The sequence below is a fragment of the Streptomyces sp. SKN60 genome, assembly GCF_026236535.1.
In the GTDB taxonomy this organism is placed as follows: Bacteria; Actinomycetota; Actinomycetes; order Streptomycetales; family Streptomycetaceae; genus Streptomyces.
Genome location: NZ_JAHTMW010000001.1, coordinates 35,695 through 61,445, shown reverse-complemented (window position 1 = coordinate 61,445; position 25,751 = coordinate 35,695). Strand labels below are relative to the sequence as shown.

At 70.5% G+C, this 25,751-nt stretch carries 25 protein-coding genes, 4 tRNA genes and 1 pseudogene; 22 read left to right on the top strand and 8 right to left on the bottom strand.

Features of this window, described 5'->3' with window-relative positions; genetic code table 11:
* The first annotated feature begins 30 nt into the window (after positions 1-30).
* Complete coding sequence (locus tag KV205_RS00280; protein WP_265861179.1) at positions 31-834, top strand: thioredoxin domain-containing protein; 804 nt, start codon at positions 31-33, stop codon at positions 832-834.
* The gene (locus KV205_RS00275) at positions 831-1,721 is read left to right on the top strand and encodes a cytochrome c biogenesis CcdA family protein (RefSeq protein ID WP_265861178.1); all 891 of its coding nucleotides are present in this window, start codon (positions 831-833) and stop codon (positions 1,719-1,721) included. Before KV205_RS00280 ends, KV205_RS00275 begins: the two co-directional genes overlap by 4 nt.
* A 43-nt stretch (positions 1,722-1,764) precedes the next feature.
* Here the strand turns inward: KV205_RS00275 and KV205_RS00270 are convergent.
* The 3 genes from KV205_RS00270 to KV205_RS00260 all read right to left on the bottom strand — a co-directional run bounded on the left by KV205_RS00270 (position 1,765) and on the right by KV205_RS00260 (position 2,047).
* Positions 1,765-1,838 (bottom strand) — tRNA-Phe (locus KV205_RS00270).
* A 22-nt stretch (positions 1,839-1,860) separates the two neighbouring features.
* A tRNA-Asp gene (locus KV205_RS00265) sits at positions 1,861-1,934 on the bottom strand.
* A gap of 40 nt (positions 1,935-1,974) precedes the next feature.
* Positions 1,975-2,047, bottom strand: a tRNA-Glu gene (locus tag KV205_RS00260).
* 104 nt (positions 2,048-2,151) lie between these two features.
* Between KV205_RS00260 and KV205_RS00255 the strand changes: the two genes are divergently transcribed.
* The 4 genes from KV205_RS00255 to KV205_RS00240 all read left to right on the top strand — a co-directional run bounded on the left by KV205_RS00255 (position 2,152) and on the right by KV205_RS00240 (position 5,916).
* Positions 2,152-2,502 (top strand): metallopeptidase family protein, encoded by a 351-nt coding sequence (locus KV205_RS00255; protein WP_265861177.1) that lies wholly within the window; start codon positions 2,152-2,154, stop codon positions 2,500-2,502.
* A gap of 250 nt (positions 2,503-2,752) precedes the next feature.
* The gene (locus KV205_RS00250; RefSeq protein WP_265861176.1) at positions 2,753-3,280 is read left to right on the top strand and encodes a hypothetical protein; all 528 of its coding nucleotides are present in this window, start codon (positions 2,753-2,755) and stop codon (positions 3,278-3,280) included.
* 201 nt (positions 3,281-3,481) lie between these two features.
* Positions 3,482-5,692, top strand: a complete 2,211-nt coding sequence (locus tag KV205_RS00245) for a DEAD/DEAH box helicase (RefSeq protein ID WP_265861175.1) — start codon at positions 3,482-3,484, stop codon at positions 5,690-5,692.
* A 151-nt stretch (positions 5,693-5,843) separates the two neighbouring features.
* A tRNA-Lys gene (locus KV205_RS00240) sits at positions 5,844-5,916 on the top strand.
* A 147-nt stretch (positions 5,917-6,063) separates the two neighbouring features.
* Here the strand turns inward: KV205_RS00240 and KV205_RS00235 are convergent.
* The 3 genes from KV205_RS00235 to KV205_RS00225 form a co-directional block, all read right to left on the bottom strand.
* Positions 6,064-6,561 carry a hypothetical protein gene (locus KV205_RS00235; protein WP_265861174.1) on the bottom strand — a complete coding sequence of 166 codons (498 nt, stop codon included), beginning with the start codon at positions 6,559-6,561 and terminating at the stop codon, positions 6,064-6,066.
* Between the two features lie 100 nt (positions 6,562-6,661).
* Positions 6,662-8,185, bottom strand: coding sequence for a tyrosine-type recombinase/integrase (gene xerC / locus KV205_RS00230; RefSeq protein ID WP_265861173.1), 1,524 nt, complete (start codon positions 8,183-8,185; stop codon positions 6,662-6,664).
* Positions 8,182-8,856: a helix-turn-helix domain-containing protein gene (locus KV205_RS00225; RefSeq protein ID WP_265861172.1), complete on the bottom strand. Its 675-nt coding sequence runs from the start codon at positions 8,854-8,856 to the stop codon at positions 8,182-8,184. Before KV205_RS00225 ends, xerC begins: the two co-directional genes overlap by 4 nt.
* Positions 8,857-8,987: 131 nt before the next feature.
* Here KV205_RS00225 and KV205_RS00220 point away from each other — a divergent pair, with 131 nt between their 5' ends.
* The 5 genes and pseudogenes from KV205_RS00220 (at position 8,988) to KV205_RS00200 (ending at position 14,142) form a co-directional block, all read left to right on the top strand.
* Positions 8,988-9,182 carry a hypothetical protein gene (locus KV205_RS00220; protein WP_265861869.1) on the top strand — a complete coding sequence of 65 codons (195 nt, stop codon included), beginning with the start codon at positions 8,988-8,990 and terminating at the stop codon, positions 9,180-9,182.
* Positions 9,183-9,414: 232 nt separating this feature from the next.
* Positions 9,415-10,712, top strand: a pseudogene (locus tag KV205_RS00215) (DUF3631 domain-containing protein).
* 210 nt (positions 10,713-10,922) lie between these two features.
* Positions 10,923-11,768, top strand: coding sequence for a DUF2637 domain-containing protein (locus tag KV205_RS00210; RefSeq protein ID WP_374214591.1), 846 nt, complete (start codon positions 10,923-10,925; stop codon positions 11,766-11,768).
* 268 nt (positions 11,769-12,036) lie between these two features.
* Positions 12,037-12,483 carry a plasmid mobilization relaxosome protein MobC gene (mobC, locus tag KV205_RS00205; protein WP_308404032.1) on the top strand — a complete coding sequence of 149 codons (447 nt, stop codon included), beginning with the start codon at positions 12,037-12,039 and terminating at the stop codon, positions 12,481-12,483.
* A complete protein-coding gene (locus KV205_RS00200; protein WP_265861170.1) occupies positions 12,484-14,142 on the top strand; it encodes a relaxase/mobilization nuclease domain-containing protein in 1,659 nt (552 codons plus the stop codon). It abuts the gene before it with no gap.
* Here the strand turns inward: KV205_RS00200 and KV205_RS00195 are convergent.
* On the bottom strand, positions 14,094-14,330 hold the full coding sequence (locus tag KV205_RS00195) for a hypothetical protein (RefSeq protein ID WP_265861168.1): 237 nt from the start codon (positions 14,328-14,330) through the stop codon (positions 14,094-14,096). The genes KV205_RS00200 and KV205_RS00195 overlap by 49 nt on opposite strands.
* Before the next feature lie 425 nt (positions 14,331-14,755).
* Here KV205_RS00195 and KV205_RS00190 point away from each other — a divergent pair, with 425 nt between their 5' ends.
* Entirely contained in the window at positions 14,756-15,550 is a 795-nt protein-coding gene (locus KV205_RS00190) for a hypothetical protein (protein ID WP_265861167.1), read from the top strand.
* On the top strand, positions 15,537-16,706 hold the full coding sequence (locus KV205_RS00185) for an XRE family transcriptional regulator (RefSeq protein ID WP_265861166.1): 1,170 nt from the start codon (positions 15,537-15,539) through the stop codon (positions 16,704-16,706). The genes KV205_RS00190 and KV205_RS00185 overlap by 14 nt, the downstream gene beginning before the upstream one ends.
* A gap of 140 nt (positions 16,707-16,846) precedes the next feature.
* Here the strand turns inward: KV205_RS00185 and KV205_RS00180 are convergent, their stop codons facing one another.
* Positions 16,847-17,008: a hypothetical protein gene (locus KV205_RS00180; RefSeq protein WP_265861165.1), complete on the bottom strand. Its 162-nt coding sequence runs from the start codon at positions 17,006-17,008 to the stop codon at positions 16,847-16,849.
* 237 nt (positions 17,009-17,245) lie between these two features.
* On the opposite strand from KV205_RS00180, the gene KV205_RS00175 reads away from it, so the two are divergent.
* The 9 genes from KV205_RS00175 to KV205_RS00135 all read left to right on the top strand — a co-directional run bounded on the left by KV205_RS00175 (position 17,246) and on the right by KV205_RS00135 (position 25,668).
* A complete protein-coding gene (locus KV205_RS00175; protein WP_265861164.1) occupies positions 17,246-18,382 on the top strand; it encodes a hypothetical protein in 1,137 nt (378 codons plus the stop codon).
* A gap of 491 nt (positions 18,383-18,873) precedes the next feature.
* Positions 18,874-20,103, top strand: coding sequence for a helix-turn-helix domain-containing protein (locus tag KV205_RS00170; protein WP_265861163.1), 1,230 nt, complete (start codon positions 18,874-18,876; stop codon positions 20,101-20,103).
* Between the two features lie 56 nt (positions 20,104-20,159).
* A complete protein-coding gene (locus KV205_RS00165) occupies positions 20,160-20,606 on the top strand; it encodes a hypothetical protein (RefSeq protein ID WP_265861162.1) in 447 nt (148 codons plus the stop codon).
* A complete protein-coding gene (locus tag KV205_RS00160) occupies positions 20,603-20,818 on the top strand; it encodes a hypothetical protein (protein WP_265861161.1) in 216 nt (71 codons plus the stop codon). The genes KV205_RS00165 and KV205_RS00160 overlap by 4 nt, the downstream gene beginning before the upstream one ends.
* 123 nt (positions 20,819-20,941) lie before the next feature.
* The gene (locus KV205_RS00155) at positions 20,942-22,258 is read left to right on the top strand and encodes a UDP-N-acetylglucosamine 1-carboxyvinyltransferase (RefSeq protein ID WP_265861160.1); all 1,317 of its coding nucleotides are present in this window, start codon (positions 20,942-20,944) and stop codon (positions 22,256-22,258) included.
* Complete coding sequence (locus KV205_RS00150) at positions 22,255-23,481, top strand: metallophosphoesterase (RefSeq protein ID WP_265861159.1); 1,227 nt, start codon at positions 22,255-22,257, stop codon at positions 23,479-23,481. The genes KV205_RS00155 and KV205_RS00150 overlap by 4 nt, the downstream gene beginning before the upstream one ends.
* A complete protein-coding gene (gene dcd / locus KV205_RS00145) occupies positions 23,478-24,017 on the top strand; it encodes a dCTP deaminase (protein ID WP_265861158.1) in 540 nt (179 codons plus the stop codon). The genes KV205_RS00150 and dcd overlap by 4 nt, the downstream gene beginning before the upstream one ends.
* Positions 24,014-24,550, top strand: a complete 537-nt coding sequence (locus KV205_RS00140) for a deoxycytidine triphosphate deaminase (RefSeq protein WP_265861157.1) — start codon at positions 24,014-24,016, stop codon at positions 24,548-24,550. Before dcd ends, KV205_RS00140 begins: the two co-directional genes overlap by 4 nt.
* On the top strand, positions 24,547-25,668 hold the full coding sequence (locus tag KV205_RS00135) for a glycosyltransferase family 4 protein (RefSeq protein ID WP_265861156.1): 1,122 nt from the start codon (positions 24,547-24,549) through the stop codon (positions 25,666-25,668). The genes KV205_RS00140 and KV205_RS00135 overlap by 4 nt, the downstream gene beginning before the upstream one ends.
* Positions 25,669-25,751 lie beyond the last annotated feature (83 nt).

Here is a 25,751-nt window from a genome sequence, read left to right as displayed (position 1 = left end):
CTTTCTCTCCCGTCTCAGGAGCGCTTCAGCATGCCCAAGTCCAAGACCAGCAAGTCCAAGCCCGTGGTGATCGTTGCCGGTGTCGTCCTTGCCGCGACGCTGCTCGGCCTCGCCTCGTACGCCACCACCAAGCCGTCATCGCCCTCCGCGTCCTCCGGGGCCTCCGGGAGCGGTGGCGCGGTCGCCGAGGTGTCCGCCGACCCGGCCGACGGCGTCTACCCGGAGCTGGAGGCGTACGCCCGCCGGGACGCCGCCGACAAGCTCGCGATGGGCCGGGCCGACGCGCCGGTGGTCCTCATCGAGTACGCCGACTTCAAGTGCGGCTTCTGCGGGAAGTTCGCCCGTGACACCGAGCCGGCGCTGGTGAAGAAGTACGTCGACGCGGGCACCCTGCGCATCGAGTGGCGCAACTTCCCGATCTTCGGCGAGGAGTCGGAGGCGGCGGCCCGCGCCTCGTGGGCGGCCGGGCAGCAGGGCCGGTTCTGGGAGTTCCACAAGGCGGCGTACGCGCCGGGGTCCAAGGAGAAGGGCTTCGGCAAGGAGCGCCTGACCGCCCTCGCGAAGGAGGCCGGGGTCGCCGACCTCGCGCGCTTCGCCCGCGACGCGGACGGTTCGGCGGCCCGCGCGGCGGTGAGCAAGGACCAGGAGCAGGGCTACTCCATCGGCGCGACGTCGACCCCGTCCTTCCTGATCAACGGCCGCCCGATCGCCGGCGCCCAGCCCATGGAGGCCTTCACCCAGGCGATCGAGGCGGCGGCGAAGGCGGCTGCCAAGAAGTCGGCTGCCGAGAAGCCTGCCGCCGAGAAGCCTGCTGCCGAGCAGGGCAAGCAGTGACCTCCGGCATCGGCTACTTCGCCGCCTTCCTCGGCGGGCTGCTCGCCCTGCTCAGCCCGTGCAGCGCCCTGCTGCTGCCGGCCTTCTTCGCGTACTCCATGGACACCCGGGCCAAGCTGGTGGCCCGGACCGGGATCTTCTACGCGGGCCTGGCCACCACCCTCGTCCCGCTCGGCGCGGCCGGTTCCTTCGCCGGCCGCCTCTTCTACGGCCACCGCGATCTGCTTGTGGCCCTCGGCGGCTGGACGATCGTGGCCCTCGGCGTGCTCCAGATCCTCGGTCTGGGCTTCGCGTCCCGCCGGATGAGCGAGGTCAGCGGCCGGATCCGCCCCACGACGGCCTTCTCCGTCTATGCCCTGGGCCTGGTCTACGGCCTCGCCGGCTTCTGCGCGGGCCCCATCCTCGGCAGCGTCCTCACCGTGGCCGCGCTCGGCGGCAACCCGGTCTACGGCGGTCTGCTGCTCGCCGTGTACGCGCTCGGCATGGCCGTCCCGCTGTTCGTGCTCGCGCTGCTCTGGGAGCGTTACGAGCTGGGCCGGCGGCGCTGGCTGCGCGGCCGCCCGATCCGTATCGGCCGCTTCGAGGCCCACTCGACCTCGCTGCTCTCGGGCTTCTTCTTCATCGCCCTCGGCACTCTCTTCCTCGTCTTCGACGGCACCACCGCGCTGCCCGGGCTGCTGTCGGTCGACGATTCCTTCGCCGTGGAGGAGCGCGTCTCCGACCTCGGCCGTTCGGTCCCGGACTGGGCCCTGCTGGCGGCCGTGGTCGCGGTGGTGGCGGGCGCGCTCGCGTGGCGCGCCCGGCGGGGGACTCGGCAGGAGGAAGACGCCGAGGAGGCCGAGAAGGCTGAGGAGGCCGGGAAGGCCGGGAAGGCCGGGAAGGTCTAGGAACGAGGAAGGCCCCGTTCGTGAGAACGGGGCCTTCCGGTTGTGGCTGGGGCCGGGGTCGAACCGGCGACCTATCGCTTTTCAGGCGATCGCTCGTACCAACTGAGCTACCCAGCCACGAAGCTGTTTCCAGCTTCAGCGACTCTGACGGGACTTGAACCCGCGACCTCCACCTTGACAGGGTGGCGAGCTAACCAACTGCTCCACAGAGCCAAGCTTGTGCGCGATCACTAGTGTCGCACACGGTAATGCGTGCCCCCAACGGGATTCGAACCCGTGCTACCGCCTTGAAAGGGCGGCGTCCTGGGCCACTAGACGATGAGGGCTAGAGGCTCACCTGCGCACTTCTCAGTGCGTCGGGGACGTGAGAAGCATATGGGATGGCAGCCGCTATCGCCAAAACGGTTTCCCGGAGGGGGAGAATGGGCGCGTGCTGGAGATGACGCGCGAGGAGTTCGAGGAGCTCGTCGCCGAAGCCCTGGACCGGATCCCGCCCGAACTGACCCGGCTGATGGACAACGTCGCCGTGTTCGTCGAGGACGAGCCCTCGCCGGACGACCCCGAGCTGCTCGGCCTCTACGAGGGAACGCCGCTGACCGAGCGCGGCGAGTGGTACGCCGGGGTGCTGCCGGACCGGATCTCGATCTACATGGGGCCGACGCTGCGGATGTGCGAGTCGCGCGAGGACGTGGTCGCGGAGACCGAGATCACCGTCGTGCACGAGATCGCCCACCACTTCGGCATCGACGACGAGCGGCTGCACGCGCTCGGCTACGGCTGACCGGGGCCGGGGCCGGACCGGGACCGGGCAGGCGGGCGGGGAGCCGACTGGCGCGTACCCGGGCGAGAGGGGTGCTTTTCGGGCGTGTCCCTTGCGGCGCCGGGGGAGTTGGGCAGGGCGACGCGTTCGACCAGCGTCCCGTTCCTGCCTGTCATGTCCTGGAGGTGCCTCCGTGCGCCATTTGCCCACCCCCGTTCGATGGGCCGCCGCCGCGTTGGCGGTCGCCGCCTGCGCGGGCCTGAGCGGCTGTATGAGTGTGAGCGACGACGGGGCGAAGCCGGCGCCCAGCACGTCCGCGGGGAAGCGGGGCGAGGCGGCCGGGACCGCGGCCGACGGCGGTCTGTCCGGCGGCCACAGCGGGAGCGGTTACGACCGTACGGGCCGCAGCGGCCCGGACCCGGACGGCGAGGGCACGGAGACGCCGGTGCCGAGCGGCTCGCCGAGCGCGTCGGTCACGCCGTCCGGTGCGCCGGGCGTGCAGGGCCCCGGCGGGGCGCCGAAGCCGCAGCAGCCGCCGGGCGGGGAGCCGGGCGCCACGACGGCGGGCGGCGGTTCGGGCGAGCCGGGCGGGGAGACCCCGCCGCCGGTGGACCCGACGCCTTCGCCGACCCAGGAGCCGACCCCGGAGCCCACGCAGGAGCCGACGCCCGAGCCGACCGTCTCCGAGACGCCGACGACGACGCCCGGCGCGGACACCCATCTGGGTGCGATGCGGGCGGCCGACGGGCCGGGTCGGGCCAAGGAGCCGGAGGCATCGCCGCAGGCCGGACCGGTGTGACGGGGATCGGTTTGCCTTGGGTGGGGGAGAGTGCGTATGGTGGTAGATCGTTTGATCCCATTTGCCCGGCGCCAAGACCGAAGAGCGCCGTGACTGGCGCGTACTCTCCCTTGCCGTGGCTGACCGCATTGAGGCGGTCCGTAGTGCGAAACACGGAGTTGACGGGCGCGTGCCGAGACTCCGGAAGGTTTCGCATTTCGCATGTCCATTTTTTCTGATCACGCCGTCATGCCCGAGAACGACGAGATCGTCGACACGGCCGCGGCCGTCGAGGCCGACCTCGACGCCGAGCTCGACACCGATCTCGACCTCGACGCCGAGCTCGACGCCGACACTGACACCGACGCCGACGTGACCGACGCCGACGAGACCCCCGAGGTCCCGGAGATCACCTTCGGTGACCTGGGTCTCCCCGAGGGCGTCGTGCGCAAGCTCGCCCAGAACGGCGTGACGACCCCCTTCCCGATCCAGGCCGCGACCATCCCGGACGCCCTGGCCGGCAAGGACATCCTCGGCCGCGGCCGTACCGGCTCCGGCAAGACCCTCTCCTTCGGCCTCCCGCTGCTCGCCACCCTGGCCGACGGCCAGACCGAGAAGAAGAAGCCCCGCGGCGTCATCCTCACCCCGACCCGTGAGCTCGCGATGCAGGTCGCGGACGCCCTCCAGCCGTACGGCGACGTGCTCGGCCTCCGTATGAAGGTCGTCTGCGGCGGTACGTCGATGGGCAACCAGATCTACGCCCTGGAGCGCGGCGTCGACATCCTCGTCGCCACCCCGGGCCGGCTGCGCGACATCATCAACCGCGGCGCCTGCTCCCTGGAGCAGGTCCAGGTCGCCGTCCTCGATGAGGCCGACCAGATGGCCGACCTGGGCTTCCTGCCCGAGGTCACCGAGCTGCTCGACCAGGTGCCGGCCGGCGGCCAGCGCCTGCTGTTCTCCGCCACGCTGGAGAACGAGATCGACAGCCTGGTCAAGCGCTACCTGGTGAACCCGATCACGCACGAGGTCGACCCGTCCGCCGGCGCCGTCACCACCATGACCCACCACGTCCTGGTCGTGAAGCCGAAGGACAAGGCCCCGGTCACCGCCGCCATCGCCGCCCGCAAGGGCCGCACCATCATCTTCGTCCGCACCCAGCTGGGCGCCGACCGCGTCGCCGAGCAGCTGCGCGAGTCGGGCGTGAAGGCCGACGCGCTGCACGGCGGCATGACCCAGGGTGCGCGTACCCGCACCCTGGCCGACTTCAAGGACGGTTACGTCAACGTCCTCGTCGCCACCGACGTCGCCGCGCGCGGTATCCACGTCGACGGCATCGACCTGGTCCTCAACGTGGACCCGGCCGGCGACCACAAGGACTACCTGCACCGCTCGGGCCGTACCGCCCGCGCCGGCCAGTCCGGCACGGTCGTCTCCCTGGCCCTGCCGCACCAGCGCCGCCAGATCTTCCGTCTGATGGAGGACGCGGGCGTCGACGCCTCGCGCCACATCGTCGGCGGCGCCGGCGCCTTCGACCCCGAGGTCGCCGAGATCACCGGCGCCCGTTCGCTGACCGAGGTCCAGGCCGACTCCGCGAACAACGCCGCCAAGCAGGCCGAGCGCGAGGTCGCCGACCTGACCAAGCAGCTGGAGCGCCTGCAGCGCCGCGCCGTCGAGCTCCGCGAGGAGGCCGACCGTCTGGTCGCCCGCGCCGCCCGCGAGCGCGGCGAGGACCCGGACGCCGCCGTCGCCGAGGTGGCCGAGGCCGCCGAGGCCGAGCTCGCCGCGGCCGCTGCCGCCGCCGAGGCCGAGCGCGCCCGCCAGGAGCGCCGCGACGCGGAGCGCCGCGAGGAGCGTCGCGATGAGCGCCCGCCGTTCCGCCGGGACAACGACCGTCGTGACGACCGTGGCGGCTTCCGCCGGGACAACGACCGTCCGTCGTTCAACCGCGACCGTCGTGACGACCGCGGTGGCGACCGTGGCGGCTTCCGTCGTGACAACGACCGCCCGTCGTTCCGCCGTGACGAGCGCCGGGACAACGACCGCGGTGGCTTCCGTCGCGACAACGACCGTCCGTCGTTCAACCGGGACCGTCGTGACAACGACCGCCCGTCGTTCAACCGCGACCGTCGTGACGACCGCGGTGGCGACCGTGGCGGCTTCCGCCGCGACAACGACCGCCCGTCCTTCAACCGCGACGAGCGCCGCGACTTCGACCGTCGCGACGACCGCGGCGGCTTCCGCCGCGACGACCGCCCCTCCGGCGGCCACCGCGGCAGCGACCGCCCCTTCAACCGCGACCGCCGCGACGAGCGCCCGTCGTTCAACCGCGACCGCCGCGACGAGCGCCCCTTCGGCCGCCGCGACGACCACCGCCGCGACGACCGCAACGGCTTCCGCCGCGACGACAAGCCTCGCTGGAAGCGCAACGGCTGACGCCTCGTAGCCCACGCCCGAACGCCCGCGTCCCCCACGAAGGGGGGACGCGGGCGTTCCGCTCTTCCGGCGCCGCACGGCGCTCCGGGGCCGATACCCGATCGGTTTCGGGAAGCTCTCCGGCTATGCTGCACGGGAGTGCCCGTGCCACGGGCCGTTAGCTCAATTGGCAGAGCAGTGGACTTTTAATCCATTGGTTGTGGGTTCGAGTCCCACACGGCCTACGCGAGGCAGGCGAGGGGATCCCCTCTGACCTGCTACGGAGCGCCCCGACCGGATTCTTCCGGGCGGGGCGCTCCGTCGTTCGGGGGCTCGTGCGTGAGCGATGCGTGAGCGGACGGGCCGGTACTCCGGGCAGAGGCCGAATACGTTCAGGACGTCAGGTCGAACTGCTTGAGCCAGTTCGGGTCCCCGTCGCCGACCGCGGCGACCAGACCGCCGGACAGCAGCACCATGGAGAGGACGAAGGCCATCGGGTCTCCGTAGTGCTCCACCGCCTGGTTCAGGGTCAGGTCGGGGGCGTCCGGGTGGCCGATGAACCCCGACACCTGGAGAAGGTCGGCGTGCTGGATTCCCAGGTTGTCCGACACCCAGAGGACGGTGTCCCGGGCCTGATCCTCGGTGATCTGCTCCCTTGCCCCGACGAGCCAGGCCATGAGGATCGCCATGACCATGGTGGGGTCGGAGGGATGCTCACCTTCGAGGAAGGACCCTCCGGGGCCCTTCGAGGGGTTCTCCATCCAGGTGGCGATGTCCGCCCGCAGGCGCTTCTGGGTTCGGACCCGGGAGATCTCGGAGAGGTCGGGCCTCAGGTCGTGTGCTGCCCGAGCGGCGCGTGCGCTCCGGCGGCGCTGGCTGTTTCTTCCCATGGCCCTGAGCATGCCGCTCGGGATCGTCAGGGGGAGGGAAAACAGCCAATCACCCCACCGCTCTTGGCGGTGAGGTGATTGGGCGCTACAGGAGTCCGATCTACCCTTTAGCGGGCGGCTCTTGGCGCCGACGGGGAATGAGCGCTGCCGCCGCCTCGGCCACCGCGCGGTCGACCTCCGGGAGGAGGCTCGTGTACGTGTCCGAGGTCAGGGTGATCGTGGAGTGGCGGAGGGTCTCCTTGATCGTGTGGATGTCGCCGCCCGCGCCGTGGGTGAGCGTGGCCGAGACGTGGCGGAGGTCCCGCAGGGTGATGGGCGGGAGGTCGGTGGTGGAGAGGATGCGGCGGAAGGTCTCCGAGACCGTCTCCGGATGGAGCCAGGAGCCGTCCTCCTTGGTGAAGACCTTGCCCGTGTCCTGCCAGGCGGCGCCGGCTTTCTTCCGCTCCTTCGCCTGACGGGCCTTCTGGGCGCGCAGGACCTCGATGTTCACGCTGTCGAGCGCGATCGTGCCCGCGCTTCCGTCGGTCTTCGGCTCGGACTCGTACGGGTCCCAGCCGTCGACGACGATCTCCTTGGCCGGGGTGATGAGGCCGGCGTCGAGGTCGGTCTCGTGCCAGTCCTGGCCGACCGCCTCGCCGCGCCGGAGTCCGCGGGTGCCCATGAGATGGAAGACGGCGTAGAGCCGGTCCTCCTCGGCGGCGTCGAGGAAGGCGCCGAACTGCTGCGGTGTCCAGACCATGACGGGCCCGGGAACCTCGCCGGTCTCCCGCCAGCGGCGGACGCGCTCGTCGGTCCAGAGCAGGGGCTTGGGGCGCTTGCCCGACTCCAGCTCGACGTGGGCGGCCGGGTTGAAGGTGATGAGCTGCTGGGCGATGGCGGAGTTCAGGGCCGCGCGGAGGGTGCGGCGTACGGCCTGCCGGGTCGCCGGGCCGGTGATCTTCCGGAACGGCTTCATCTCCGCCAGCTTCGCCCGCTCGGCGGCGATCCGGACACGTTCGGCGGCGACAGGGCGGCCGGGCCTGCGCGGCTTGCAGCGGGCCACCTGCTCGCGCCGGGCCCGGTTCTCGGCGGCGGTCACCTCGTTGTCGTCGGCGATCCCGTCGAACATCTCCACCAGGTGACCGACGTTGAGCCGGTCCAGGCGGATGTGCCCGATGCGGGGCTTCAGATGGACGCGAATGTGCGAGGAGTAGCCGTTGAGGGTGGTCTTGCGACGCTTCTTCGAGGCGAACCACGAGTCCAGCCACTCGCCGACGGTGAGGCTGCCCCGCAGCCCGAGCCCGGCCCGCAGGCGGCGTCGGGTCTCCTCGATCTCGGGCAACGGGGCCTTCTCGGCAGCGATCTCCTCCAAGAGCGCGACCAGACGCTGGAGGCTGTCGGGATCGTCCGCGTCGGCCAGCGCGAGGAGTGAGCGGACGTGGTCGAGGTCGGCCTGGGCTTCCTTGAGGGTCTCGTAGCCGGCGCGGCTGAAGGAGCGGCGGGTGCCGTCCTCGCGGGGCGGGAGCTCCTGACGGATGGAGTACGAGCCGTGCTTCCGGCCAGCGAGCTTGGGGCAGTTCTTGCCGAGCGGCTTCCCGGTGTGGGGGTCGCGGCAGTAACAGCGGCGGTGGGTGGAGCCCTTCAAAGGCGGTCCTCCTGGATGAGGTTGGTTTCCGGCGGGTCGACGTCGCTCAGCGCGGGGGGCAGGTCGGGCGGGACGGCACCCTCTTCGCGAAGCTCGCGGCGAAGGTGGCGGAGCCTGTACTTGGCGGAGATGGCCCGGTCGGCGTAGGCGGTCTGCTTGCGTTCGGCCTCCTCCCGCTGGGCGCGGCTGGTGGCCTGCTTGGCCGCGAAGCGGGCGTTCTCCTCCTCTTCGAGCGCGGCGAGTGCGGTGCGGACGAGGCTGGCGTGGAGCTCGAATTCGGGGACGAGGCCAGCGTCGTGTCCCGGGATTTCCGTCTCGCCGGTGAAGCGGCGCAAGGCGTCCCAGGTGGGCACGAGCATCTGGAAGGGGAGCTCCTGGGTCTCCTCGACATAGCCAACCGGGAAGATCAGGTGAGCCGGGTAGGTCTCCAGGGCGGCGGCCAGGACGATGACGTCCACCAGCGGGAGGACGGCGCGGCGGCCGGACTCCATGTTGGCGATCACGTTCCGCGGGATGGGATGCCCCAGCTCCTCGCAGCGGTCCGCCAGGTCCTGCGCGCTCCACCCCATCTCCTTCCTTCTCCGCCGGACCTCTCCGGCCACGTTGGCCTTCACCCGGTCCACCCACTCGGGGAAGTCGTCCGCTTCATCGTCCACATCGCGTTGTGTCATGCAGACACATTAGCTTCCCCATCATGGTTCTTGCTGGCCTGGAGCCGGACGCGAGAGTCGTGTTCGCCGAGGGCTGTGACGAGAGGGGGCGTCGCGTGCGCGACGACATCGTGGAAACCGGTTCGAAGGGCATGAGCCGGGAGGAGCTGATGGCTCTGCCAGTGGCCATTGACCTGGATACGGGCAATCGCGCGCTGGGTCTCGGGCGGAGCAAGGGCTACGAGCTGGCGAAGCGGGGCGAGTACCCCTGCAGGGTCCTGCGGCTGGGAAAGGCGTACCGCGTGGTGACGGCGGATTTGCTCAGCCTGTTGGGGCTGGCCGCATGAAGGCGGAGAAAGGTAGCAGACGGTTCTGCGCTGAGCTGACACAGAATCGCTGGACTGTTGCCCGACGTGGACGTACGGTCCGTGTTCCCTCGCCGGGCCTGCCGCCCGCGAGAAGGAGACGGGCCCCCGGCGGTGCGACGCCGGAGGCCCGAGCAACCCCGAACGGCCCTGGAAGAACCAACCCGGCGGCACGGGCGTGCGAGCCCGCCACCGCCAGACGAGGAGCTGCCCCGTGGAACACCCCGAAACCCAGACCTATTCCGCCCCCGACAAGCCCGAATGGCCACCGACTGCCGTGCCGGGCAAGCCCGGCGAGCACACCGGCCGGCCTTCTGCGGCCGACGGCATTGAGGACGCTCCGGTAGACGAGCCCGCAGCGGAGGAGGCCCCCGAGCCGACCGTCGGATCGGCCCTCCTGGACGAACTGCGTCGGCAGATAAAGAAGTTCGTGATCCTCCCTCGCCGGAGGCGCTGGACGCCGTCACGCTGTGGGTGGCGGCCACGCACCTGCAGACGGCATGGCAGCACGCCCCGCGTCTCGCGGTGGTCGCCCCGGCGAAGCGGTGCGGGAAGTCGCGGCTCCTGGACGTGGTCACCGAGACCGTCCACGACCCGCTGATCACGGTCAACGCGTCCGCCGCAGCCGTGTTCCGGTCGATCACCGAGAACCCGCCGACCCTGCTGGTCGACGAGGCCGACACCCTCTTCGGGTCCGCCAAGGTCGCGGAGAAGAACGAGGAGATGCGCGGCCTGCTCAACGCCGGCCACCAGCGCAACCGCCCGACCCTGCGGGTCTCAGGCCCGAACCACGAGGTGTCGAAGTTCCCCACCTTCGCGATGGCCGCCCTCGCCGGGATCGGGGACCTGCCCGACACGATCATGGACCGTTCGGTCGTGATCCGGATGCGACGGCGCAGGCCGGGTGAGAACGTCGCCGAGTTCCGGACCGTACGGGACACCACCACCCTGCACGCCGTACGAGACCGGCTCGTGGAGTGGCTGGCACCGCTGCATGCCACCGCGATGGACCTCACCCCGACGATGCCGGTCGAGGACCGCGCCGCCGACACCTGGGAGCCGCTGGTCGCCGTTGCCGACCTCGCCGGCGGTGGCTGGCCCGAGGCCGCCCGCGCCGCCTGCCTGGCGATGACGAAGCACGAGGCCGAGCAGGACCAGGACAACAGCGCCCTGAACCTCCGGCTCCTCGCCGACATCCGCCGCGCCTTCGCCGCCGAGGGCAACCCGCCGGCCATCCGCACCAGTCGTCTGCTCGGGATCCTGAACGAGGACGCGGAGTCCCCGTGGCCCGACTACACCGACAAGGGCCTCACCCCGCGCGGCCTGCAACTCCTGCTGAAGGACTACGGCATCGGCTCGGCCAACCGCCGCTTCCCCGACGGCTGCCAGGCCAAGGGCTTCACCCGCCTGCAGTTCGCCGACGCCTGGGCCCGCTACTGCCCCGAGCTCGCACCGGCCGCTTCCCTGGCTGCCGAGCCGCTGCTCCTGCCGGAACCGGCACCCGGCGCCTGACCCGGCACGACCCGTCCCGACCCGTCGCCGCGCAGGTCAGGGCCGGGACGGGTCACCGGCACGCAACGAGTCGACCCGACATCGCCACCCTGACCCGTACCCGCGCTGACCAGGCATGCGACGAGTCGGGACGGTTCCCACCCGTCACCCGCCACACGCCACCGGCCGTGCGGCCAACCCCGCCTCCCCGAGCTTCCGGAGCACCCTCCCTTGACCTCTCCCAGCACCACCGCACTGCCTTCCGCCCCTCCCATATCCCTCCCTGGCCTGATCCGCCGGGTCGCCGCCCTCCCCGTCCTGATCCCCGCGGGCGTCGCCCTTCTCGCCATGGCCGCCTTCGCGCTCTCGTACGACGCCCTGCGCCAGATGGCTGCCGCCAGCCACATCCACCAGGTGCTCACGTACGCCTTCCCCCTGGTGATCGACGGCTTCATCGCCATCGGCATAGGCGCGCTCCTCATCCTGCGCACCGCGCACTGGAGGTCCCGCCTGTACGTCTGGGCCCTCGTCAGCGTTGCCACCGCCACCAGCATCTGGGCCAACGTCCTGCACGCCGTCCGCCTCAACCAACAGACACGGCGAGGCGGCCTCGCCCTGGACGACATCACCGTCGGCGTCATCTCCGCCATCGCCCCACTCGCCCTCGCCGGCGCCGTCCACCTCTACCTTCTCGTCCAGCGACGCCCCGCTGACGCAGAGCCTCCCGCAGAGGCCCGCCACGTCCCGGCAGCCACGCCTCCGGAGCCCGGCACACCGGCAGCCACAAAAGACCCGGTTCCCGCCAAAGACGTGGCCGAGGGCGCCGACGAGCAAGTGGCTGATCCTGAACCGCCGCCCGCCGCTGAGGGCGGCCAGCGCCCGCTCGCCACCTACGAACAGGTGATCGCCATCGGACGCACCGCTCCCCTGGGACGCGACGGCCGCGTCTCCCGCCGCCACATGGAGAAGGCCATCCGCGCCGAGGGCCTCAGGCCCGGCCGACGCGAACGCCTCGAAAAGGCCAAGGGCGAGCTCCAGACCGAGCTCGACCAGCAGCTCACCAAGACCGCCGCGTAGCCGCGACCCCGACCACAGGCCACTCGCCTCGGAGCCCTCCGGGGCGAGTGCCACTCCCACCCTCCCCGCCGGATCAGAGAGCCCGCCCATGCACGCACAGACCACCCCCGATTCCCCACGCACAACCCAGCAGCCGACCACCCACCCTGCCCCGGGCGGAGCAAGGTATGGCGTTGGACCGTCCAAGGGCCGGTCCCACGCGGAAGCCTCCGCCCCGGGGGTGGCGGAGGCGGGTCCCCGGCGCGAGGGCGCACCGGGGACAAGGGAGGTGCGCGCGGCGGACGAGGCCGCTCTGCACCGTGTCGCTCGCCGTCGTGCCCGCCAGGACGTGCAGCGCAAGGAGCGTGTCGACGTCCGCTACAGCACGGCCGAGAAGCTGGCGATCCGCGCCGAGGCCCGTCGCCTCGGTCTGGCCGGCGCGCACTTCGTCGGCGCCGTCGTCATGGCCCACATCAACGGCGACCTCACCCTGCCCCCCGAGCGGACCGCCGTCGACGACCTGATCGACGAGTACGCGGCCCTGCGCGAGCAGGTCGCCAGGATCGGCACGAACGCGAACCAGATCGCCAAGCGCCTCAACTCCGGCGGCGACACACACCCTGTGGACGCCGCCGTCCTCGCCGAGGCCGGACGACTCGTCGCCCTCGTCCAGCAGACGGTCAAGGCCGTCGACGCCGCAGCCGATGTGGCGGCCACGAAGCAGTGGGCGGCCTAATTGATCGCGAAGATCGGCAAGCCCGGCCACAAGACCAGGGGCGTCCTGAACTACCTGTTCGGGCCCGGCCGTGCCAACGAGCACACCGACCCCCACCTCGTCGCCTCCTGGGACGGCTTCGCCCCCGACCCCGGCCGCGACCCCGACGCGACCGTTGCCCAGCTCTCCGCCGTCCTCGACCTGCGGGTCAAGCAGGCCGGCCACAAGGCACCGAAGAGCCACGTCTGGCACTGCTCGATCCGCGCCGCCCCCGAAGACCGCCACCTGACCGACGACGAGTGGGCCACCATCGCCCGCCGCGTCCTGGACGCCACCGGCATCGCCCCGGCCGGCGACCCCGACGCCTGCCGCTGGGTCGCAGTCCGCCACGCCGACGACCACATCCACATCGTCGCCACCAAGGTCCGTGGCGACCTCCGCCCGCCACGGAACTGGAACGACTTCCTGCGCGCTGACAAGGAACTCGTCGCCATCGAGAAGGAGTACGGGCTCCGCCAGGTCCCGCGCGGCGACCGCACCGCCGCCAAGCGCCCCACCCGAGCCGAACAGGAGAAGGCCCGCCGCACGGGGAACGCCCGGACCTTCCGCGAGCACCTGCGCACCATCGTCCGCACCGCCGTGTCAGCGGCCACGACCACCGAGGAGTTCTTCCGGATTGTCGAGGGAGCCGGCGCCCTCGTCGACGTCCAGTACTTCCCCTCCGGGGACATCCGCGGCTACAAGGTCGCCCTCGACGGCGACACCAACGCCCAGGGCGATCCGGTGTGGTTCTCCGGCTCTGCCCTCGCTCCCGATCTCTCCTACCCCAAGGTCGCCGAACGCCTGACGGCCACTGCGGCAACGCCGACGGAGCGAAGCGAGGCTGCGGCTTGGCGGCGACTCGCCCTCGCCATCGACCGGACACCCGACCACCTCACCCACGATGAGGACGATGCCGGACAGGCCCACATAACCGCCCTCGCCGAAACCCTCGACGCGCTTCCCCTGGTCGCTCCCGCCGGCCTCCGGCCTCAGCTCGTCCAGGCCGCCACCGTCTTCGAGCGGGCTAGCCGGTCCCGTATCCGCGCCAGACACCAGCAATCTCAGACCACCCGCCGGGCGGTGAAGGCGATCCTGCGTGAACCCGCTCCGAAAGACGGAATCCTCCTCACCACCGTCCTCGACGCCCTGCTGCTGGCGGTCATCGCCGCCCAGCACTGGCACCGCACCCGCAATCACACCCAGCAGGCCGATGCCGCCCGCCAGGCCGCCGACCATCTCCGCGCCGCCTATCAGGCCCAGGCCGCCGAGCCGCTGGCCGTGCTCCGGCAGCGAGGAACACGGCTGGCCGAGTCACTACGCCGACGGCAGGAGTTCACCCTGCGCCGAGCCCTTCCCGAACTGGCTGAACAGATCCTCGCGGAGCCCGGCTGGCCCGCTCTCGCCGCCACCCTCGCCCGAGCCGAAGCCGCCGGCCACAAACCCGCCGCTCTCCTCACCGAAGCCACCGCCCGACGGGAGACCGACACCGCCACCAGTGTCAGCGAAGTCCTCACCTGGCGACTCCACCGTCTTGCCGACCTGACCGCCGTCACCACCACCAGCAGCGCTCCGGCACCCCAGCCGGCCGCCTACCGCCCCACGAACACCGCCACCAGCCAGCAGCGCCGCACGCGCTGAACCACACCCTCAAGGAGCACCCTGAACTCCGTATCGCCGACGGCCACACCACCCCGCCTCTGACCCAGCTCGCAGAGCAGGGAGACATCACCTGGCACCAGGCCCACCAGCAGGCCGAGCAGTACCTCACCGACCGCCGGTCCGCGATCCACCACACCCAGCAGGCCATCGAACAGGCCGCCCAGCACTGGACCACGATCCGGCCCCCCCATGACCCGTCCCGACACCGCCTTCGCCCGTGAAGTCCACGCCGGCCTCTCACCCGAAGCCCAGGAGCTGGCCGCCCACCTCACCCGACGCACCTAGCGGTGAACTCCCCAGGCCCAGCCCCCTTGGGTCTGGGCCTGGGGAGCGTAGCCATCAGCTACCGGAGGGGAGTTCCGCCGCAGGTCATGTCCCCTGAGGAGCAGGGGGTTCTTGGGACGGGAAGCACGCCCCGGGAACATGCGTCCAGCAACTCCTGCACGGGCACAGCCTCTTGGGTGCCACGTGGTGGCGGCGAGCAGCAGACGCGCCGAACACCAAAGCAGTTGTGCAAAATCTCCGACATCAACTAAAGTCAGAGCCGCTCTGGAATGCTTCGATGCGTAGTCCGACCCAAGGAGTCGTCCGCATGAGTATGCCTTCGTCGTCGTGGACGACCGACGTGCTCGGCAAGCACGCAGCAGATGCCCGCCGCCGCGTCGGGCAGGGTCTTCGCAACATGCAGGCCAACGCGCAGGCCGCCCAGGAACAAGGCTCATCCCGCACCACCCGCGTCTACGGCACCAGCCGATACGAGAATCAATACGAGCGGCTTCAGGACGAGCTCAAGAAGGTGCCTGGCGCCCGTGCGGTCAAGCCGTTCGGCTTCTCGTACGAGCTGATGCTCATCGGCAACGGGCTGATCTATCCGTTCCGGTACTCCAAGACGAAGTCAGACGTCCGTAGCGCGCGCATCCCCAGTCAGTCCCGGCTGGTGCAGGAGCTCTTCACGTTCGCGCCGGCACCGAAGCACATCCAGGATCCGTTCGACCTCGACTTCGGGCCGACCGTCCCGATCGCCGAACCGCGCGGCGCTTTGGCAACGGTCCCGCAGGGCACCCAGCTGGTCCTGGTGCCCTTCGCCTGCAACGCCTCCGAGCTCCTCGAGGCGTACTGGGGCATCGCAGCGCTCGGAATGAACCGGCAGCTGGAATGGGCCACCGATCCCGAGCCCCTTCACCTGCCTCAGGAGGTCATCTCGTACACGCTGCGGCCGATCAGCATTCCGAACCAGGTCACGGCACACACCAGCTTCGCCGACGGAATCGAGCCCACCCTTACGCTGTCCTCTCGTACCGCCTCGGACCAGGCTCTGCACGTCCCCGTGCAGACCGAGGCAGAACCTGTCGAGGACCAGACCAGCGAAGACGATGCGACCCATTAAGCATGACCTCATCCCCGGTACGGAAGAACGAGGCACCACGCCGCGTGCTATCTCCGACGGCTTCGATCCCACACGGCTGACTCAAGCCCGTCGTCTGGCTGAGATGACGAAGAAGGACGTTGCTGTCCAGCTCGGGGTGACCCCTGCCGCTGTGGGTCAGTACGAGACGGGGGTGTCGAAGCCGCGGCCTGACTTGATCCCCCGGCTCGCGGAGATCCTCGGGGTTCCGGTGACGTTCTTCCTGTTGGGGAGGCCGGCCAATCGGCTTGACGCTTCCATGGCCCATTTCCGGAGCCTGCGCAGCACGCCGAAGTCTCAGCGAGAGCGTGCGCTCGCCTTCGCAGAGCAGATTTGGGAGCTCACGTACGCGCTGGAACAGCGGATCCAGTTGCCTCTCGTCGATCTTCCAGGCTTCGCTGGTGGGGAGGTCCATCCCGGCGAGGAGCTGTCCACCGACCCCGTATCCGCAGCCCGCGAGCTTCGCAGGCGCTGGGGTCTCGGCGACGGCCCTGTCACGCATCTGGTGAGGCGGATGGAGTCCCACGGGATCGTGGTGGTCATGCCGCCTGCCAGCGATCCCTCCGCCGCGAGCGTGGATGCTTTCTCCACCCGGGCAGCACGGCCGCTCGTCGTTCTCACCGCCAACCGGGCCGACGACATCTACCGGCACCGATTCACAGCTGCCCATGAGCTGGGCCACCTTGTGCTTCACGGTGATGCCACTGGTGACAGCCGTCAGGAGAAGGAGGCTGACGCCTTCGCGGCCGAGTTCCTGACCCCTCAGGACAGCATCCTTCCGTTCTTGCCGCGGCGAATGGATTTTGCACGCCTGGCCGAGCTCAGGGGGGTCTGGGGGGTCTCCCTTCATTCGCTCGTCTATCGCTGCCGCGAGCTGGGGCTGATCTCCGATGCCACTGCCAGCAGGACGTACCAGCGCCTACGTGCTCTCGACGGTCAGCCGGGCTTCACTGCGGAATCCGTCTCGAACTTCCCTGGTGAACAGCCTTCGCTGCTTGAACAAGCCTTTGCGCTGGCTGCCAAGGAAGCGGGCCTGTCAGTTTCCCAGCTGGCTCATGAGTTGGCGTGGACAAGCACGAGGGTGCAGGACCTGCTGGGCGTGCAGGAGCAGAGGCCGGTTCTCCGACTGGTCCAGTAGTAGCGCCGCTCGACCTGAGGAGCCGCGGGCGCGGTTCGCTGTGCGGCAGACACCCGCGGTGCCGCCCTGTCGTACAAGCTCCGCCAGGGGTACATAACGGCACAGGTGGAGGGTGCCAACAGCACCCTCCACCTGTTTCGCTACGCCATGAGCTTGTGCAGGGCGAGCACCGTCGCGCCTGCGGCACCGAGCCCGGGCAGCGGGCCTGCCAGGATCAGGACGATGGCGCCCGCCAGGACGCCGGCGAGCAGGATGATCGCCCAGCGCTGCGGCAGGGGCTCGGGGTTGTGGGAATCCGACACGTACCGTTCTCCTTGAAGAGGTCCTCGAGCAGGCGGGCCCCGGCTGGATCCGGGGGCCATTGGCGTCTGTGCGAACGACGTGGCGCCGAGCCCAGGTTGAGCGGGCCTGAATCCATGGTGAGGGGCCCGGAAGAGCCTTCAATCAGGACGTGATCAACGTTTTGATCCGGGTAAAGGCTCTCTATGAGAGCCTTTACCCGGATCAAAACTGCGGGATCAAAACGCTAACCTTCCTTCGTGGCTGATGCACGGGAGACGAACGAGCGCAGACTGCGCCGACTGCAGCAGATGCGGAAGACCGGCTCGGTCACGGAAGCGTCTGAGGCCCTGGGCGGAATCTGGAAGGCCGGGAAAAAACCCGAATCGATCGTCCTGCGCACCGCTTTGCTGCGGGCCGACGGGGAACGGTCGACTCTCACCAAGCTGGTCCTTCCGCGAGGGATAGCGGTGCGTTTCTACCTGCTGGCCCTCTTTGAGGCTCAGTGCCGACTGGACGCAGGAGACCTCTGGCAGAACGTTCGCCCGCTGAAGGGCGTCGAATCGTGGTCCACCCTCGTTGCCATCGACGGTGCGTACGACACCGCATTGGGTGCGTACGACGCTGCGTTGAAGAACATGCCTCCGGAGCTCCGCGGTAGTGCGCGCGCGGAGGGACGATGGCGCACGAGGAAGCTGGAGGACCTGCGGCTTCGGCAAGTCAAGGGCGCCCTGAGAACTCTGGAAGAACTCGGCCATGAAGACGCCTTGGTCTCCATGCCCCGGGGCGCGCGTGGACAGCGGTTGTACGAGGACTTCTCGCTCATGGAAGAAGGCGGGCGGGGTGATATGCCGAACCCGGACCTCTACACCGTCCCCGTCCGTAGCTGGACAGCCGCCAGGACGATCACGCTGCCCAAGGACTTCTTCCTGAAGGGCTGGATCCAGGTGCTCAATCCTTCCGAGATCGCCACCTGGCTCATCCTGAGATGGATGAGCCAGTGGGCGCCCAAGAAGCACCGCATGTCAGGGATCTTCCTCACCACGCGGCCCCGCATGCAGGCTTTCGGCCTGCGTGACGATGCATGGGAGGACGGGTGTCAGCGCCTTCTCGAATTCGGACTCACCCGCCACGCCGAACCGCCCGAAGGGCTAAAAGCTGCCGTGGACGCGATCGCCGACCCCGTGATCAAGGCGCTCTTCTCCCAGCCGACTCGCGTCCGTCAGGCTTACGAGCCGCACTATTGGCAGATGACTGACGATGGGCTCGCCAAGGACGCCGTGCAGACGCTCGACCGGGAACTCACTCATCGGCGAGAGGCACTCGCCGATGCTGCCCTGAAGCGCGTGCAGCACGATCCCGAGCGCCTCGCCGATCATGCGCCGGCCGACGAGTAAGGAGCGCCCCGCTGCCCCGGGCTCGGCCTGCTTTGCCGAGGCGGCCCCTCGAACCTCTGCCCAGCCGTCAGCGGTTCCCGGTCGACCGATCAGCCGTTGCTGTGATTGAGGACGTTGCCATTGGTGCAGTGGTTGACGGTGTTGCCATCCCACGCGCCGCCCACCGGGACGACCGCCAACTCCTGGAAGCAGACGGCTGCGGCGCTGAAGTTCCAGTCGTTGGCGGCGTTGATCCCCGGCCCGAAGTTGCTGTCGTTGTCAGCGTGGGCAGGGGGCAGCCAGCACCAGGCTCGTGAGAGCCAGGGCGGTCACAGAGATGATCTTCTTCATGGCCCGCCAACCGGCGACGATCGTCCGCGGTTACGGCGTCACCGCAACAATCCGCCTGACGCCTCTCACTCCGGCGTCCATCTGGGTACGGTGCTGGTGACGAACTCTGCACGGATACCCGGCGATCAGCTCGGCGGTCCGGCGGCTTGGGAGGTGTCCTGATGCTGGAGGAAGCCGAGGAGATCGGTCGGCGCGTCCGCAGGGCGAGGCTGCGCCTCGGGATGCCGCAGGCGGATCTGGCGACGGCCCTGGGGAAGTCGCAGGGCTGGGTGTCGAAGATGGAGCGCGGCCTGATAGAGCTGGACCGGGTCGGGTTGCTCAACCAGGTGGCCGCCGAGCTGCACGTCCACCCGAACGACCTGATCGGACGCCCGTACAGCAGCTCCCCGGGGGACAACCAATGGCAGGTCGCTGCCTCCTCGATCCTGCGCGAGCTGCGTCGCTACGACCTCGCCCCCGTCTTCGACGGGACGCCGAGGCCGGCCCCGCAGCTGTGGCGGGAGGTGACCCGGCTGCACCGGCTCCGGGACACCGCCTCGAACGTGGCGATCCTCCGTGTCCTGCCGGACCTGTTCCGCGAGGCACGGGCGCTGGCCGAGGTGTCGGAGGGGCACGAGCGGGAGGAGGCGTACGCGATTTACGCGGTGTGCTGCAAGTTCGCCCACACCGCCGCCCACTCCCTCGGTCACCCCGAGCTGGTGGCGATGGCGTGCGAGCGGGCCGCATGGTCGGCCCGTCTGTCCGGGGACCCGGTGCTGCCGGCGGTCGCGGACTGGATGCGGGTCTGGGACATGTGGGCGACGGCCGACTGGGCGGACGCGCTGACGCTCTCGGACAAGGCCATCGGGTCCGTGCAGCAGGCGTACGAGCACGGCGAGCCGCTGGCCGTACGGGCCTGGGGCACGCTCCAGCTCCGGGCGGCGGTCTCGGCCGCCCGCGCCGGCCGCGCCTCGGAGGCGGAGGACCGGATCGGCTACGCGAAGGACGCGGCCGAGCGGATGGACGCGTACGCGGGGGCGCCGGTGTACGACCGGCACTCGCTGACGTTCTCCGCCGGGAACGTGCAGATCCACGCGATCAGCGTCGCTCTGGAAATGGGCGAGCAGGGCAAGGCCCTGGAGATAGACCGCCGCACCAGCCCCGAGCTGGTCGGTGCTCTCCCCAACTCCCGTCAGGGGCACCACCACATGGACATCGCGCGCGCGTGGCTGTGGGACGGCAACCGGGACAAGGCTCTCGTCGAGCTGGAGACCGCCGAGCGGATCGCCCCCCAGCTCGTACGCAACCACCCCATCGCCCGCTCGACCCTCCGCAGCATCGTCTACGCCGAACGGGCAGCCACACGCGAGAAGTTGCGGCGCATGTCCGACCGCTTCCACCTGGACGGATAGGGGTCGTATTCCTCCGGCTCATATTCGGGGTCTTGTGCGTCCCTAACTTCGACGGCATGACCGGACGAAGCCTCCCCCATCTCCCCGCTCAAGGAGCCGAGTTAGGAACGGCGGCTCCTTTCCTCCCCCAGCTCGGCGACCTCGCCGCCGACACGGCCCGCGAGGGCCGGGTCGGTGTCGTGGTCACCCTCCCCGGTGAGGGCTCCGCCACCACCTACCACCTGAGCCCGCCCGGCGGCGGGCCCGCCTGGTCCGCGCCGGCGGACGGCACGACGCTGCGCCCGGTGCCGGCGCAGGCCACCCACACCACGCTCCTGCCCGGCCGCGACGCGGTCTACGACCCGCGCGCCCGCCAGGCATCGGTACCCGTGACGATCCACTTCGAGGACGGCTCCGCCTCCGAGGGGGCCCTCATCCTCACCTCGGCCGAGCTGGAACGGCTTTACGCGCAGACCTGCCGTCTCCTCGACCAGCACGAGAACGCACTCGGCGAAACCTCGTGAGCCGGGCCCGTCATCGCGTCCGCCGCCCCGCACCCTTCATGGGGCCGGACCGCAGCTGCCGGAACGCCCTGACGTTCCTCGCCATCGCCGGCCTGGCCGGGCCCGCCTGGGCGCTGCGTACACAGACCGGCCAGCTCCTCGACGCCACGGGCTACCGAGTAGCCGTGGCCGTGCCGGACACCGTCCTTCCGCCCCTCGCCACCGGCCGCTGAACGGCCCTCCGCCGAGGAGACCCGGAGCCTCCCCGCACCGCTCCCGCACCACTCGGCGGAGGGCGACCAGCCCCACCCCTTGGAACCCCACCTCCCCCGACCACATGCGACCAGGAGGTTCTGATGGACCTTGCCCCTGCCCGTACGAGAGACGTCGACGCCGTCACCGTCCGCCCCGGCCGCCCGCTCACCGGAACGGTCCGAGTGGACGGCTCGAAGAACGCTGCTCTGCCGCTGCTGGCCGCCGCCGCGTCCCTGGGGCGTGCTGTCCACCTGTCCGGTGTCCCGGCCAGCGCCGACGTGCAGAGGATGCTCGGTCTGCTGGAGCAGGCCGGCCACCGCGTCGCCCGCCCGGTCGCAGAGCCGGGAGCCGTCGTCATTACGCCCCAGGAACACCCCGCCGAGGCGCCCGACCTGTCCGACGCCGCCCGAATCCGAGCCTCGTACTACCTGGTGGCGCCGCTGCTTGCCGCCTACGGGCAGGCGGCTCTTCCCTGGCCCGGCGGCTGCCGGATCGGTGATCGCGGTATGGAGCTGCACTTCACCGTCTACGAGGCATTCGGCGACACCGTCCTGCTCGACGACGCCGGATACCGCGTCCTGGCCGCCGAGCAGGCCCGCGACAAGGTCGTCCTGGTGCTGCCGTTCCGCTCGCGAGGAGCGAGCATCGCCGCGATCTGCCGCGCCGTCGTGGCGCGCAGCCGGTTGGAACTGGGCAACCCCAACCTGTCCCCGGAGACCACAGGCGTACTCCGTGCCTTACGGTCCGCCGGATGGACGGCCAACGCCGACAGCGACGAGATCACGCTGACCCCGCCGCCGGGCATCCCGGCCGGGACCGTCGCCTGGGCGGTTCCCGGTGACAAGATCGAGGCGGGCACGCTGGCCTGCGCGATCGCCGCCACCGGCGGTGCAGGCCGCGTCGAAGGCGTCGCCGGATCAGACCTCAAGGTGCTGGCCGACCTGCTGGACCGGGCCGGTATCCCCATCTCCCTCGCCCCCGACGCGATCACCGTCCACCGGGCCCGCGCCGTGAGCGGACGACCGCTGCGGGCAATCGCCTCACTGTCCCCGGACGGTCTGGACGCCGACTTCGAGCCCGCGCTGATGGCCCTGGCCCTCACCCTCCCCGGCACCCACCTGTTCGCCGACGACATCAACCCCGGCCGCCACGGCAACCTCCTCCCCCAGCTCGCAAGGCTCGGGGCCGTGATCGAGGAGCTCTCGCCCACCCGCTGCCGCCTGTCCGGCCCGCAGCGCCTGAACGGCACCACGGTGAAGGCCACCGACATCCGCACCGGCTCCGCCCTCCTGATCGCCGGCCTCGGCGCCCGGGGCACCACCACCGTCAGCGGCCTCGACCAGCTTCGCCGTGGTTACGCCGACCTGCCCGCCAAGCTCCGCGCCCTCGGCGCCGACCTCACCGACGTACCGCGATGAGCAGGACGTACGGCCAGATCGTGGCCACCACCGACCTGCACTCCGCCCTCGACCAGGCCCACAGCCTCCTGCCGCACCTGCACGACCTGAAGGCGACCTCGCTCATCGCCGACTGCGGCGACTTCTTCGAGGGCACCGGTTACTACCGGCTGGGCAAGGGCACCATCGAGCGGGAGATCCTCACGACGCTGTACGACGTGCTGGCGCCCGGCAACCACGGCTGGCCCCACTACTTCGAGCCCGGCCTGCGCAAGATGACCGTCTGCGCCAACGCCCTCGACGACACCACCAGACAACCGCTGTTCGACCGTCTCCGCGTCGTCGAGGTACACGGCCGCCGGGTCGCCGTCACCTCGGTCATCGGCGTGAGTGCGTTCCACACCATCCCCGCCGGCCAGCGGGCCGGACACCACGTCACCGACCCCCTGACCGCGCTGCGCGAGCTGATGCTGGAACACCACCATCACGTGGACTCGTGGATCGTGCTGTCCCACTCCGGCTTCGACGAGGACCTCAAGCTCGCCCGTTCCTGCCCGTTCGTGGACGTCATCTTCGCCGGCCACTGCCACAGCGAAACCTACGGACCGGTGCACGTCGGCGACACCCTCGTGGTCAAGGGCCGGGAGCTGGCCGCCGGATACGCCGCCGCCGAACCCGTAGGGTCCGGATGGGCCGCCCGTACCGCCGTCTTCCCCGCCCCTACGCCGGTCCCGGACGAACTCGCTGCCGTGGACGAGCAGATCGCTTCCACCTGCCGGATGCTCGCCACTCCCCTCGGCACCGTCAACGAGCCCTACCGCGACACCGTCCTCGACCGCCACCGGCTCCTCCAGGACATCGCCTCCCGGCTCCACACCGGCCTCGGCGCCGACGCCGTCATCCTCAACGAAACCGCCCTACGGCCTACCCACCTCGGCGACGTCCTGACGCTCGGAGACCTGCTGGCCATCGAGCCGTTCGACAACCAGCTCGTCCACGCCTTCCTCCCCGACAGGTACGTGGATTCCCCGGACACCTTGCTCAAGCACCTCACCGAGCAGACCGGCCCACTGGCCGTCGCTCCCTGGCCTCTACCCCAGGGCATCCGGTCCGTCCTGACCACCGACTACCTCGCCGACACGTACCTCGGCGGACGCACCCACCAGGCCGGCCTCCGCCTCAGCGAGGCCGTCCGCCGCACCCTCGCCACCCCGCTGCCCGACCAGGAGGAAGGCACACGATGATCCTCACCGGCCCCGAGATCACCGCCGCCGCCCACGACGGCCGCCTGACGATCAGCCCGTTCGAACCCGAGCAGGTCAACCCCAACAGCTACAACGTCCGCCTCGGCCCCACCCTGCTCACCTACACCACCCCGGTCATCGACGCCCACCAGCCCAACCCGACCGCCACGGTCGAGATCGGCGAGGACGGGTACGTCCTCCAGCCCGGCGAGCTCTACCTCGGCCACACCCTCGAACAGGTCGGCTCCGACACCTTCGTCCCGCTGCTGTTCGGCCGCTCCTCCGTCGGCCGGCTCGGCCTGTTCGTCGAGATCACCGCCCCCATCGGCGACATCGGCTTCCACGGCCAGTGGACTCTGATGCTCTCCCCGATCCGGCCCCTGCGCGTGTACGCGGGCATGAAGATCGGGCAGATCATGTTCTTCGTCTCCGCCGGCCGCATCGACCTGTACACGGGCAAGTACCAGGCCGCCGACGGCCCGCAGCCCTCCCGCTACTGGCGGGACGCCGCCCGCATCGGGGCGGTCGCCTCGTGATCCTCACCGGACCCGCGATCACCGCCGCCGTCCGTACCGGCGCGATCACCATCGACCCGTACGACCCCAACCGCGTCTCCCCGAACGCCTACGACTGGCGCCTCGGCGACACCCTCCGCGTATGCGCCGGCGACCTCGACGCCGCCGCCCCCACCACGTACACCGAGCAGACGATCCCCACCACCGGCCTGGTCCTCCGGCCCGGGCTGCTCTACCTCGGCGTCACCCACGAGCGCACCGGATCGGAGACGTACGCGCAGATGCTCAACGGCGACCGCACCATCGGAGCCCTCGGCATCTGGGTCCACGTCTCCGCCCCGCTCGGCCACCAAGGCCACGCGATCCGCTGGACCCTGGAGATCCGGGCCGCCCGCCCCGTCCGCGTCTACCCGGGCATGACGTTCGGCAAGCTGGTCTTCCTGGCCGCCCAGGGCACACCGGCCAGCTACCAGCGGCAGCTGGCGAAGTACGCGGCCACCGACGGCATCGACATCTCCCGCCTCTACGAGGAGATCGCCGGAGGCAGCCGATGAACTCCCTCGCCAGTCCTGCCCCGGGGCCTCTGGCCGCCACCTTCCTGGACCTGCCCGCCGGTAGCCCCGGCGGCAGCGTCGAACTCTTCCTGGACCTCTACACCGGCGAGAAGCCCCTCATCCCCGCGAGGGCCTTCATGCTCGCCCCGGCCGGACCCCGTCCCCGGACACCAACCGGCCTCGACCTGCTCAGCGCGGGCGGCAAGTGCCTGGAGGGACCGGCCTTCGGCCGCTACGTCGCCGCCCTGCGCAGAGCCCTGACGACGGCGATCAACCCTTCCCAGATCGACGTCCTGCACCTGCACCACCTCGCCTTCGGCGCCACCCCCGCCCTGATGAGGGCGCTGCCCGCGCATCCCCGCATCGCTCTGGTCCACGGCACCGACCTGCTCTTCGCCGAAGCCCACCGCGACCAGCTTCAGGTCCTGCGGGCGACCGCCCGGGCCGCCGACACCATCGTCGTCCCCACCGGTGCCATGGCCGACCATCTCCTCAAGCTGGCCCCGCAGACCGACCGCCGCAAGATCACCCACATCCCCTGGGGCATCCCCGACCGACTCCTCACTCACCCGCCCACCCGCACCGCCCACCGGTCCAAGAGCCATCTCCGCCTGCTGTACGCGGGCCGGCTGACCGCAGAGAAGGGCGTCGAGGCCCTGATCCGGAGCGTGGCCCCGCTCCAGGGCGTCGAGCTGTCGATCGCCGCTCCCAGCGCCCAGTTCCGCGCGCTGGCCCCACGGCTGCAACGGGCCGGGGTGAGGGCCCGCTATCTCGGCTGGCTCCGCCGTCCCCAGCTGTGGAAAACGTTCGCCGAGCACGACGTGCTCGTCATGCCCTCCACGACCCTGGAGGCCATGGGCCTGGTCGCCCTGGAAGCCCAAGCCTGCCGCCTCCCCGTCCTCTACCAGCCCGTCCCCGGCCTCAGCGAAGCCCTCGCCCGCTCCGGTATGGCCACCGACTTCACCCGCCCCTCCGCGCTCACCCGGGATCTGGACCGCCTGCGGACCGAGCCGGGTCTCCTGCCTGCCTTGCGGGAGGCGGGATACGCCAACGCCGCCCGCTACCCGCTTTCGAAGACCGCCCGAGACCTGGCCGACCTCGGCCATCAGCTCACCTGAAGAACGGGTCGGGCAACGCCTAGGCGACCACCGACACGCCGTTGCCCGACCTCCCCGGCCGACGTCACTACGCTGGCCGCTGG

What these genes read in the sequence shown, in the direction of transcription:
- dcd (WP_265861158.1), top strand. Translation starts at nt 23,478, where the DNA reads ATGATCCTCACCGGCCCCGAGATCACCGCCGCCGCCCACGACGGCCGC.
- KV205_RS00245 (WP_265861175.1), top strand. Translation starts at nt 3,482, where the DNA reads ATGTCCATTTTTTCTGATCACGCCGTCATGCCCGAGAACGACGAGATC.
- KV205_RS00280 (WP_265861179.1), top strand. Translation starts at nt 31, where the DNA reads ATGCCCAAGTCCAAGACCAGCAAGTCCAAGCCCGTGGTGATCGTTGCC.
- KV205_RS00190 (WP_265861167.1), top strand. Translation starts at nt 14,756, where the DNA reads ATGAGTATGCCTTCGTCGTCGTGGACGACCGACGTGCTCGGCAAGCAC.
- KV205_RS00165 (WP_265861162.1), top strand. Translation starts at nt 20,160, where the DNA reads ATGACCGGACGAAGCCTCCCCCATCTCCCCGCTCAAGGAGCCGAGTTA.
- KV205_RS00150 (WP_265861159.1), top strand. Translation starts at nt 22,255, where the DNA reads ATGAGCAGGACGTACGGCCAGATCGTGGCCACCACCGACCTGCACTCC.
- KV205_RS00225 (WP_265861172.1), bottom strand. Translation starts at nt 8,856, where the DNA reads ATGACACAACGCGATGTGGACGATGAAGCGGACGACTTCCCCGAGTGG.
- KV205_RS00185 (WP_265861166.1), top strand. Translation starts at nt 15,537, where the DNA reads ATGCGACCCATTAAGCATGACCTCATCCCCGGTACGGAAGAACGAGGC.
- KV205_RS00250 (WP_265861176.1), top strand. Translation starts at nt 2,753, where the DNA reads ATGAGTGTGAGCGACGACGGGGCGAAGCCGGCGCCCAGCACGTCCGCG.
- KV205_RS00170 (WP_265861163.1), top strand. Translation starts at nt 18,874, where the DNA reads ATGCTGGAGGAAGCCGAGGAGATCGGTCGGCGCGTCCGCAGGGCGAGG.
- KV205_RS00220 (WP_265861869.1), top strand. Translation starts at nt 8,988, where the DNA reads ATGAGCCGGGAGGAGCTGATGGCTCTGCCAGTGGCCATTGACCTGGAT.
- KV205_RS00235 (WP_265861174.1), bottom strand. Translation starts at nt 6,561, where the DNA reads ATGGGAAGAAACAGCCAGCGCCGCCGGAGCGCACGCGCCGCTCGGGCA.
- KV205_RS00155 (WP_265861160.1), top strand. Translation starts at nt 20,942, where the DNA reads ATGGACCTTGCCCCTGCCCGTACGAGAGACGTCGACGCCGTCACCGTC.
- KV205_RS00135 (WP_265861156.1), top strand. Translation starts at nt 24,547, where the DNA reads ATGAACTCCCTCGCCAGTCCTGCCCCGGGGCCTCTGGCCGCCACCTTC.